The 10257-nt window shown below is 72.4% G+C and carries 10 protein-coding genes and 1 tRNA gene; 4 read left to right on the top strand and 7 right to left on the bottom strand.

What is annotated here, in order from left to right:
* Positions 1-92: 92 nt before the first annotated feature.
* From E1293_RS18785 to E1293_RS18770, 4 genes are all read right to left on the bottom strand, one after another.
* Positions 93-166 (bottom strand) — tRNA-Met (locus E1293_RS18785).
* A gap of 49 nt (positions 167-215) precedes the next feature.
* A complete protein-coding gene (locus tag E1293_RS18780; protein WP_132198721.1) occupies positions 216-1262 on the bottom strand; it encodes a YlbL family protein in 1047 nt (348 codons plus the stop codon).
* Positions 1263-1289: 27 nt separating this feature from the next.
* Positions 1290-1733 carry a molybdenum cofactor biosynthesis protein MoaE gene (locus E1293_RS18775; protein ID WP_132198720.1) on the bottom strand — a complete coding sequence of 148 codons (444 nt, stop codon included), beginning with the start codon at positions 1731-1733 and terminating at the stop codon, positions 1290-1292.
* Between the two features lie 32 nt (positions 1734-1765).
* Positions 1766-2296, bottom strand: a complete 531-nt coding sequence (locus tag E1293_RS18770) for a PPA1309 family protein (RefSeq protein WP_132198719.1) — start codon at positions 2294-2296, stop codon at positions 1766-1768.
* Positions 2297-2414: 118 nt separating this feature from the next.
* On the opposite strand from E1293_RS18770, the gene E1293_RS18765 reads away from it, so the two are divergent.
* On the top strand, positions 2415-5339 hold the full coding sequence (locus E1293_RS18765; protein ID WP_132198718.1) for a UPF0182 family membrane protein: 2925 nt from the start codon (positions 2415-2417) through the stop codon (positions 5337-5339).
* Positions 5340-5343: 4 nt separating this feature from the next.
* On the opposite strand, the gene E1293_RS18760 is transcribed toward E1293_RS18765, so the two are convergent.
* Complete coding sequence (locus tag E1293_RS18760) at positions 5344-6426, bottom strand: NAD-dependent epimerase/dehydratase family protein (protein ID WP_132198717.1); 1083 nt, start codon at positions 6424-6426, stop codon at positions 5344-5346.
* 89 nt (positions 6427-6515) lie between these two features.
* Between E1293_RS18760 and E1293_RS18755 the strand changes: the two genes are divergently transcribed.
* The 3 genes from E1293_RS18755 (at position 6516) to E1293_RS18750 (ending at position 8901) form a co-directional block, all read left to right on the top strand.
* Positions 6516-7982 carry a zinc-dependent metalloprotease gene (locus E1293_RS18755; protein ID WP_132198716.1) on the top strand — a complete coding sequence of 489 codons (1467 nt, stop codon included), beginning with the start codon at positions 6516-6518 and terminating at the stop codon, positions 7980-7982.
* Complete coding sequence (locus E1293_RS47515) at positions 7979-8155, top strand: hypothetical protein (protein ID WP_165978279.1); 177 nt, start codon at positions 7979-7981, stop codon at positions 8153-8155. Before E1293_RS18755 ends, E1293_RS47515 begins: the two co-directional genes overlap by 4 nt.
* A gap of 224 nt (positions 8156-8379) precedes the next feature.
* Entirely contained in the window at positions 8380-8901 is a 522-nt protein-coding gene (locus E1293_RS18750; protein WP_243716323.1) for an NUDIX hydrolase, read from the top strand.
* 11 nt (positions 8902-8912) lie between these two features.
* On the opposite strand, the gene E1293_RS18745 is transcribed toward E1293_RS18750, so the two are convergent.
* Both E1293_RS18745 and E1293_RS18740 read right to left on the bottom strand, forming a co-directional pair.
* On the bottom strand, positions 8913-9569 hold the full coding sequence (locus E1293_RS18745) for a hypothetical protein (protein ID WP_243716322.1): 657 nt from the start codon (positions 9567-9569) through the stop codon (positions 8913-8915).
* A complete protein-coding gene (locus tag E1293_RS18740; RefSeq protein ID WP_132198724.1) occupies positions 9566-10111 on the bottom strand; it encodes a M48 metallopeptidase family protein in 546 nt (181 codons plus the stop codon). The genes E1293_RS18745 and E1293_RS18740 overlap by 4 nt, the downstream gene beginning before the upstream one ends.
* Between the last annotated feature and the right edge of the window lie 146 nt (positions 10112-10257).

The following is a 10257-nucleotide window of genomic DNA, read 5'->3' as shown; positions in this document are numbered from 1 at the left end:
GAACGGGGGGCTCCGGGGGGTCGCCCCCCGGGAATGGCGAAGAGCCCCCGAGGAAAGCCGCAAAGCGGCGACCAAGGGGACCCAAGGACCCGTAGCGGGGGCAGGATTTGAACCTGCGACCTCTGGGTTATGAGCCCAGCGAGCTACCGAACTGCTCCACCCCGCGGTGATGTCTTAAGTCTAGGGCATGGGGCGGGGTGGTCGGGACGGTGGCGCTATTTGCAGGCGGGGATGTCGCCTTTGCCGGCGGTGAGGGCGTTGATGGCCTGGACGGCGCCGTGGAGGGTGTCGGCGCGGATGAGGCGGAGGCCGTCGGGGCGGGCTTTGGCGGCGTCGGCGCAGTTGTCGGCGGGGGTGAGGAAGGCGGTGGCGCCGGCCTTGCGGGCGGCGATCATCTTCTGCTGGATGCCGCCGATGGGGCCGACTTCGCCTTCGGGGGTGATGGTTCCGGTGCCGGCGATGAACTTGCCCTTGGTGAGGGGGCCGGGGGTGAGTTTGTCGAGGATGGCGAGGGAGAACATGAGGCCGGCGGAGGGGCCGCCGATGTCGCCGATGCTGATGTCGATCTTGAAGGGGAACTTGTACTGGTCGGAGAGGACGATGCCGACGACGGCGCGCTTGCCGCTGGGGTCGGCGACGGTCTTGAGGTCGGCCTTCTGCTCCTTGCCGCCGCGCGTGTAGGTGAGGGTGAGGCTGTCGCCGATCTTGTGCTTGGCGGTGGCGCCGACGACCTGGGAGACGCTGGTGACCTTCTGCCCGTCGAGGGCGGTGATCTCGTCGCCGGTCTTGAGGACGCCGTCGGCGGGGCGGCCCTTCTGGATGCCGTCGATGACGACGCGGGTGGTCACCGGGATCTTGAGTTCGTGGAGGGCGGCGGCTTCGGCGTTCTGCTGGGAGTCCTGCATCGCGCGGGTGTTCTGCTGGTCGACCTCTTTGGGCGACTCGTCCTTGGGGAAGATCGTCTCTTCGGGCACGATGGCGGTGTCGCCGGCGAGCCAGCCGCGCAGGGCGGTGAACAGGTCGATGCGCCCGCCGGGTCCGCCGCGGTAGGTGACGGTGGTGAAGTTGAGGTGGCCTTCGTCGGGGTAGGTCTGGCGGCCGTCGATCCTGATGAGGGGCTGGCCTTTGTCGTTCGTGCCGAGGGTGTTGCTCGTGGGTCCGGGCATCAGCGCCACGTAGGGGACTTGCATGGCGGAGCCGACGATGGCGAGCAGAAGGACGAGCACGCTCGCGACGGTGAGCGTGGTGGCACGACGAGACATGCCGGAAACTCTATGCCGTCCGGGCGTTCAGCAGGCGCCGACCCACTCGTCGCCGCCGTCGGTGAAGGTCTGGTGCTTCCAGATGGGGACGCGGGCCTTGAGGTCGTCGATGAGCCGCCGGCAGGCGTCGAACGCTTCGCCCCGGTGGGGGCAGGACGCGGCGACGACGACGGCGATGTCGCCGATCCGCAGGTCACCGACGCGGTGCAGTGCGGCGAGCCCGAGGACGGGGTAGTCGGCGGCGACCTTCTCCATGACGGCGCGGAGTTCGTGCTCGACGGTGGGGTGGGCGCTGTAGGAGAGGGCGGTGACGGCGCGGGCGTGGTCGTTGTCGCGGACGGTGCCGGCGAAGACGGCGGTGCCGCCGGCGCCGGGGGCTCCGACGGCGGCGTACACCTCGTCGATGGACAGGGGCGTGTCCCGGACGCCGATCAGCCTGATGACGTCGCTGCGCTCAACGCTGTGGCTCACGCCCCGAAGGCTACCTCCCGGGCCGGCCGCGGCTAGGCGCCCGCCCCGGGCTCGTCGGGTTCGAAGGTGGCGGCGAGGGCTTCGGCGATGGTGGGGACGAGGTCGGGCCCGGCGAGGACCTCGTCGTCGGTGTCGTGGCGGCGGAGCCGGAGGGCGGAGTGCCGGGCGCCGTCCCGCAGCACGCCGACGATCATGCGGACGTCCTCGCGCCCGGGGTGGGACGCGGCGAACTCGGCGGCCCGCGCCTCGTCTTCGGGGATCTCGTCCTCGGCGCCCGGCGGGAGGACGATCCGCTCCATGATGAGGGCGCAGCCTTCGACGGCGTCGGGCCAGGCGATGGTGGCGAGGGCGTCCTCGATGCCGCCCTGCTCGGGCAGCGCGGGCTGTTCGAGTGCGGCGAGGGTGTCGGCGTCCGGGGGCAGGCCGAGCTGGTCGGCGAGGTCGGGTTCGGCGCTGCGCAGCTCGGTGCTGCGGACGAGGGCGTAGAGGCGGGGCGCGGCGTCCCACCCCTCCTGGGCCGAATGACGTTCGAGGTCCAGCACGACTTCTTCGAGAAGACTCACGGGGCCATCTTCCCCCCTTTCAGGCCGGGGAAATGCGGGAACCTGTGCCCCAGTCGGTAAGTTGCTCCTACAGCACCGGCGGGCGGCCGGTGGGCGAGATCTCGATCGGAGGGGCCTCTTGACCTTCCGGACTCCCGGTTTCGGGCGCCGGCTCGGCACCGGACGGACCCGTCCCGCGCTACCCGTTCTGGTGGCGCTGGCGGTGCTGCTCGTCGCGTTCATGGTCTTCACGGCCATGTACACGGATCTGCTGTGGTATCGCTCCATCGGTTTCTCGTCGGTGTACACGACGCAGCTGAAGGCGAAGCTGATCCTGTTCTTCGGGGCGGGGCTGCTGATGACGCTGGTGGTGGGCGCGAACGTGATGGTCGCCTACCGGCTGCGCCCCGCGTACCGGCCGCTGTCGGTGGAGCAGCAGGGCCTGGAGCGGTACCGGGCGGTGATCGATCCGCGCCGGCGGCTGATCGCGGGCGCGCTGCTCGGCCTGCTCGGGGTGCTGACGGGCTCGTCGGTGGCGGGCCAGTGGCCGGTGTGGCTGGCCTTCCTCAACCGGACGCCGTTCGGCGTCGAGGACCCGCAGTTCCACAAGGACGTGTCCTTCTACGTCTTCACATATCCGTTCCTGCGCCTCGTCATCGGCGTGGTCTTCGCGACGGTGATCCTGTCGATCCTGGCCGCGGTGATGGTGCACTACCTGTACGGGGGGCTGCGGCTGCAGGGGCCGGGCGACAAGGCGAGCCCGCCCGCGCGGGCGCACCTGTCGGTGCTGTTCGGGTTGTTCATCCTGCTGAAGGCGGTCGCGTACTGGTTCGACCGGTACGGGCTGGTGCATTCGGAACGGGGCGTGACGACGGGCGCGTCCTACGCGGACGTCAACGCGCTGCTGCCGGCGAAGACGATCCTGGCCGTGATCGCGCTGCTGTGCGCCGCGATGTTCTTCAGCAACCTGCTGCGGCGCGGCATGATGCTGCCGGGTGTCGGGTTCACGCTCCTGGTGCTGTCGGCGATCCTGTTGGGCGGCGTGTACCCGCTGCTGATCCAGCAGTTCCAGGTGAAGCCGGACGAGCTGGCCAAGGAGCGCCAGTTCATCCAGCGCAACATCACCTCCACCCGGCAGGCGTACGGCGTGGACGGCGCGCGCGTCGTCCCGTACGGGTCGCAGCCGGTGAACGACAAGAAGAAGCTGGAGGACGAGGCCGCCGGGCTGAAGCAGAGCGGGGTCCGCGTCCTCGACCCGAACGTGGTGGGCGAGACGTTCCAGCAGCTGCAGCGGATCAGGCCGTTCTACCGGTTCCCCGACACCCTCGACGTGGACCGCTACCGGGTGGGCGGCAAGCCCGTCGACACGGTGGTGGCGCTCCGCGAGCTGTCCGGGGCGCCGGCGGGGCAGCGCAGCTGGGTGAAGGACCACATGGTCTACACGCACGGCTACGGGTTCGTGTCGGCCTACGGCGACCGGTTCGACGCCCGGGAGCCGGACTTCATCACCCGGGACATGCCGGCGTCCCCGGACCAGCAGATCAAGGTGGCGCAGCCGGAGATCTACTTCGGGGAGCGGACGCCGCGCTACTCGGTGGTCGGCGGGCGCGGCCAGCAGGAGCTCGACTATCCGGACAACAGCGCGTCGGGGCAGCAGAGCAGTACCTACGAGGGGCAGGGCGGCGTCCCGGTCGACTCGTTCCTGCACAAGCTGCTGTACTCGGCGAAGTTCCAGGACAAGAACCTGCTGCTGTCCGGCGCGATCAACAAGAACGCCAAGATCCTCTACGACCGGTCGCCGCGCGAGATGGTGCACAAGGCGGCGCCGTGGCTGACGCTGGACGGCGACCCGTACCCGGCGGTGGTGAACGGCCGCATCCTGTGGGTCGTGGACGGCTACACGACGTCCGGCAACTACCCGTACTCGGAGGAGACGAGCCTCGGGGAGGCGACCCGCGACACGATCACCGACACGCGGTCGGCGGTGGCGCGGCAGGCCAACGACCACATCAACTACCTGCGGAACTCGGTGAAGGCGACGGTGGACGCCTATGACGGCACCGTCCACCTGTACCAGTGGGACGAGAACGACCCGATCACCAAGACGTGGATGAAGGTGTTCAAGGACACCGTCCAGCCGCGCTCGTCGATCCCGCCGGAGCTGGAGTCGCACTTCCGCTACCCGCAGGACCAGTTCAAGGTGCAGCGGAAGATCCTCACGAAGTACCACGTGACGGACCCGTCGGCGTTCTACAACGGCGAGGGCTTCTGGGAGGTGCCGCAGGACCCGACCGTGAAGGGCAAGCGGCAGCCGCCGTACTACCAGAGCCTCCGGATGCCGGGCCAGGACACCGAGTCGTTCTCGCTGACGACGGTGTTCAACCCGCGCAACAACCCGCAGCTCGCGGCGTTCATGGCGGTCGGGTCGACGCCGGGGCGCGACTACGGGCAGATCGAGATCCTGCAGATGCCGCGGAACGCGCAGCCGGCGGGCCCGGGGCAGGTGCAGAACTCGTTCGAGACCGACTCGCAGGTGAAGAACGACATCAACGCCCTGCGGCTCGGCGGGACGAAGACCGTCCCGGGCAACCTGCTGACGATCCCGTTCGGCGGGAGCCTGCTGTACGTGGAGCCGATGTACACCAAGGCGGCGGGCGGCAAGGAGCAGCAGCCGTATCCGATCCTCGGCAAGATCCTCGTCCAGTACGGCAAGAGCATCGCCGCGGCGGACACCTTCAACGACGCGCTCGACCAGGTCATCGGCGGGACGAGCGGGGCCGCCGCGCCGCCCGCGACGCCGGGGGCGCAGCTCAGCGCGGCGGCGCAGAAGGCGATCGACGACCTGAACAAGGCCGTGACCGACTACGAGAACGCCCAGAAGAAGGGCGACTACCCGGGCATGGGCAAGGCGTGGAAGGAGATCAAGGACGCGCAGGCGGCGCTGAAGGCGGCGGGCCAGGCGGCACCGACGGCGTCGCCCAGCCCGGCGCCGAGCCCGACGGGGTCGCCGTCCCCGTCCGGGTCGCCGTCCCCGTCCCCGAGTGCGACGCCGCCGTCGAGCTGACGGGTCAGCGGCGGCGCTTGCGGGCGCGGCGGATGGCGGCGGCGGCGCCGATCGCGGCGACCGTGGCGCCGGCGGCGGTCGCCATGGTGGCCTCCTTGCCGCCGACGCGGCGGCCGACGACGGCGTGCCGCCCGGTGGTCTCGTCCATGACGGCGCGGAGCGCGGCGGCGTTGTCGTGCAGCGGCTTCCAGCCGGCGGCGCGCAGCCGCGCGCAGTCGACGACCCACGGGTAGGCGACGTAGTGCAGGTCGGTGGCGGGCGCCGGGGTCATGCCGAGCCGGTGCAGCCGCTGCGCCATCCCGAAGGTGAGGGCGGCGGGCAGCTCGAAGGTGCGCTTGCCGGTGATCTCGGTGACCTCCTCGGGGCCGAGCCAGCCCTCGCAGCCGACGGCGACGGGCCCGGTCACGTCCTGGGCGACGACGACGTCCAGGGCGGACGCGAGGTCCTCGATGTGGCAGAACTGCCAGCCGGGCGTGCTGCCCTTGACCGTCAGCAGCCGGGGCGCCTCGAAGTGCCGGGTGACGACGGTGTCGACGCCGGGCCCGGCGAGCGCGGCGGGGCGGACGACGGTGACGTCCAGCCCGGGGTGGGTGAGGTGCGCGGTGGCGGCCAGCTCCTCGATCTCCAGGTGGTCGCCGGCGATGGACGTGCTGGCCTCGGCGAGCAGCGGCGCGTCCTCGGCGAGCGGCACCTCGTTGCCCGGCCCGGCCCCGTAGACCATCGCGGACGTGACGAGGACCACCCGGCGGACGCGGGCCGCGGCGGCCGCGGTGACGACCGTCTGGGCGCCGCGGACGTTGTGGGTGCGGCGCTCGCGGGGGTCGGCGTCCGGGGACCGCTCGATGTCCAGGTGGACGATCACGTCGACGTCGGAGAGGCGGCCCGACAGCAGCGGGTCCCGGATGTCGACGACACGCCAGGTGACTCCGGGCACGTCGCCGCGGTGCCCGTCGATGGCGACGACCTTGCGGATCTCTTCCCGTTCGGCGAGCCTGGCGGCCAGCAGCCGCCCCGCCCCGGTGGCCGCGCCTGTTACGGCGACGACCGGGCCCTTGCTACGCCGAGGGCGAACCTTGCCCGTTGCCACGGGGGTGCCCCCTTCCTTGTGTACGCGACCTCGCCGGGACCGGCTAACGTTGCGGATATGAGCCCATCATGCATCCCAGGGGCAAACCGATGAGTGACACTCCCTTCGGCTTCAACCGTCCCGGCGACGGCGACGACGACCGGCCCCAGGATCCATTCAAGGGCATGGGCGGCGACATGGCGCAGTTCGCCGACATGCTGCACCGCTTTGCCGACATGATCGGTTCGCAGGGCGTGGGCGGTGAGGGCGGCGGCCCCCTGAACTGGGATCTGGCCAAGAACATCGCGCGGCACACCGTGGTGGAGCAGGGCGACCCGTCGGTCGTCGACTCCGAGCGGCGGCAGGTCGAGGAGGCCCTCCGCCTGGCCGAGCTGTGGCTGGACGAGCGGACGACGCTGCCCGCCGGGATCCGGACGCCGCAGGCGTGGAGCCGGTCGGAGTGGATCGAGCAGACGCTGCCGGTGTGGGCGAAGGTGTGCGACCCGATCGCGTCCCGCATGGTCGAGTCGATGGGCGGCGCGCTCGGCGGCGGCGAGATCCCCGCCGAGATGCAGGCGATGGCGGGCCCGCTGATCGGGATGGTCAAGCAGATGGCCGGCGCGATGGTCGGCGGCCAGGCCGGGCAGGCGCTCGGCGGGCTGGCCCAGGAGGTGACCGGCTCCGCCGACGTGGGGCTGCCGCTGGCGCCGGACGGTGTCGGCGCGCTGCTGCCCGCCGGCGTCGAGGCGTTCGGGTCGGGGCTGGAGGTCTCCCCCGACGAGGTGCGGCTCTACCTGGCGCTGCGCGAGGCGGCGCACCAGCGGCTGTTCACGCACGTCCCGTGGCTGCGCTCGCACCTGCTGGGCGCGGTCGAGGAGTACGCGCGCGGTATCACCGTCGACCTGTCGGGCATCGAGCAGGCCGTGCAGGGGCTCGACCTCAGCAACCCGGAGGCGATCCAGGAGGCGCTGGGCGGCGAGCTCCAGCTGCAGCCGGAGGAGACGCCGCGGCAGAAGGCGGCGCTGGCCCGGCTGGAGACGGCGCTCGCGCTGGTCGAGGGCTGGGTCGACACGGTGGTGAACGAGGCCGCGGAGGGGCGGCTGCCCGGCTCGGTGAAGCTGGCCGAGGCGGTGCGGCGGCGCCGCGCGACCGGCGGCCCGGCGGAGCGGACGTTCGCGACGCTCGTCGGCCTGGAGCTGCGGCCGCGCCGGCTGCGGGAGGCCGCGGCGCTGTGGCGGTCGCTGACGCAGGCGCGCGGCGCGCAGGGCCGGGACGCGGTGTGGGACCACCCCGACCTGCTGCCGACGTCCGACGACCTCGACGACCCGGAGGGCTTCGTCCACGGCCGCGACGAGATCGAGGGCCTGTCCGATCTGGACCTGTCCAAGCTGACCAAGGACCACGGCGCGGACGAGAAGCCCGACCTGGACGGGAAGTCCGACGTCGACGAGAAGCCCGGCTCGGACGAGAAGCCCGGCGACGGCGAGCCAGGCGGCGGCAAGCCGGACGAGGGCGCCGGGCCGGACGAGGACGGGCCGGACGAGGACGGGCCGGACGAGGACGGGCCGCGCGCATGAGCCCGTCGCGCAGGTCGCGCGTCAGCGGGTGCCGGTACGAGCCGGGCTCGTCCACGAACGCGGTCGGGCGGCGCATCGCCCGGGCGGGCCTGTGCTGGCAGCGTCCGATCGACCAGGAGCGCCGGCGCCGCCGTCCCGACAACTCCCGCTACCCGCGCGTCGGCCGCATATGAGGCGGTCGTCGCGCAAGGGGCGCAAACGGCCGGACGCGCGGTCGCCCGAGGCCGGGCCGGCGGCCTCCGGCGGGCCGTCCGGCCCCTCGAACGTGAGCGCCCTCCGCCGGGCGCCGGACGAGGACGCCGCCTCCGGCCCGGACGCGGCCGCGACCCGCGGCGCGCCCGACACGCCGCCTCTGAGCGCCCGCTCACTCACCCCGGGGTTCCTGTACGGCGACGCCGTGCGCATCCTGTCGTCCTGGCGGGCCCCCGATGCCGCGCAGGACGAGCTGCGCCGCGAGTTCCTGCGGCATCTGGAGGAGCATCCGGCCGACGGGATGTGGCGGGAGTGCACCGACGGGCACATCACCGCCAGCACCGCCGTGCTCGACGCGTCCCGCACCCGGGTCCTGCTGACCCTGCACGCGAAGTTCAAGGCGTGGCTGCAGCTGGGCGGGCACTGCGAGCCCGGCGACCTGACGGTGGCGGGCGCGGCGCTGCGGGAGGCGCTGGAGGAGTCGGGCATCCCGGCGCTGCGGCTGATGCCGGAGCCCGTCCAGCTCGACCGGCACGCGGTCCGCTGCCATCCGCAGGGCACCTGGCACCTGGACGTCCAGTACGTCGCGGTCGCCCCGGAAGGCGCCGTGCACACGGTGTCGGACGAGTCGGACGATCTCCGCTGGTTCCCGGTCGACGATCTTCCCGAGTCCGCCGACGACGCCCTGCGCCGGCTGGTGGCGCGGGCGCTGGCCGAGAGCGACTGACGCTGCCGCCGTCAGCGGCCGAGCGGGTGGCCTTCCAGCAGCGCGCGGGTGTTCTCCCAGCCTTCCAGGCCCGGGTCGAGAAATCGCAGGTCGTCAAGGGTGCGGAGGCGGTGCCAGCCGGGCGCCTGCGGCACCAGCCCGGGACGCGGCGCGGCGGCGCGGAGCCGGTCCAGCGCGTCCGGGGTGTCGAGGCCGGTGTCGCGCAGGGCGGGGTCGCGCAGGGCGGCGGCGAGCCACGCGGGCAGCGGCAGCCGGGCGGCGAGCGCGACGAGCGCGCCGCCTTCGGCCCGGCAGGCGGCGGCGGGGGCGCTGCCGAGGGCGCGGAACAGCTTGCCGATCAGCAGCGGCGGCAGGTCGGGCGCGTCCGGGGCGATCAGCGCGGCGGACTCGGCGCCGAGCGCGTGCAGCGCGGCGAACGCGCCGGTGAGGGACGGCTCCCGGACGATCGGCGTGCCGGGCCAGGTGACGGCCTCCGCGTCGGGCTGGTCCGGCGGGTCCAGGACGAGCGCGGGCGTCACCAGTTCGAGCCCGGCGACGACCTCGTAGGTGTCCTCGAGCAGGGCGAGGCGGTACTCGCCGGGGTCGATTCCGGGCGGGACGTCGAGGGAACGGCCAGGCCAGGCCAGCACGGCGGCGAAGCGCGCGGAGGGTCCGGGCGCGTCGGTCACCCGGCGGCCTCGTGCGGGAACTCGCCGCCGGGGTGCAGGCCGTCGCCGTGGTGGATGCTCGTGACGTCGTCGTCGGGGGCGTCGGCTTCGAGCGGCAGGTGCGCGGCGGCGGCGACGCCCTCAAGGTAGCCGCGGGCGCGGTCGGCCTTCGGGTAGTTGCCCACCAGTTCCCAGAAGTCGGCGCCGTGCCCGGGGATGAGCAGGTGCGCCAGCTCGTGCACGAGGACGTAGTCGACCACCCAGCCGGGCATGCCGCGCAGCCGGGTGGACAGCCGGATGGTGCCGTCGTCGGGCGTGCACGATCCCCATCGGGCGCGCTGGTTGGCGACCCACCGGACGCTGACCGGGTCGGCGCGGCCGTGCAGGTAGCGGCGGGACAGGTCGCGGGCGCGCGACTGGAGGTCGGCGTCGGTGGGGCGCCTGCGGCGTTCCCGCTCCGCGAGGCGCTCCAGGATGGTCGCGATCCATTGTTCCTCTTCGGCCTTGCTCAGCCTGGACGGAACCATCACCACCACCTTGTCGCCATCGCGGTAGGCGGACACGGTTCGCCGGCGCCTGGCGCTGCGGCGGACCTCAACGTTAGGGGGCACGCCAGAACCGTACTCGAAATTTTGCTTCCTCCACAGGGGGTGTTTGACGTTACCGCAGGTCAGCCCCTATGTTTTAAACAGTTCTTCAAGGGTTTCCA

The sequence above is a fragment of the Actinomadura darangshiensis genome (assembly GCF_004349235.1).
GTDB lineage: Bacteria > Actinomycetota > Actinomycetes > Streptosporangiales > Streptosporangiaceae > Spirillospora > Spirillospora darangshiensis.
The sequence above is the reverse complement of the archived record's forward strand: the minus strand, read 5'-3'. Positions and strand labels throughout refer to the sequence as shown.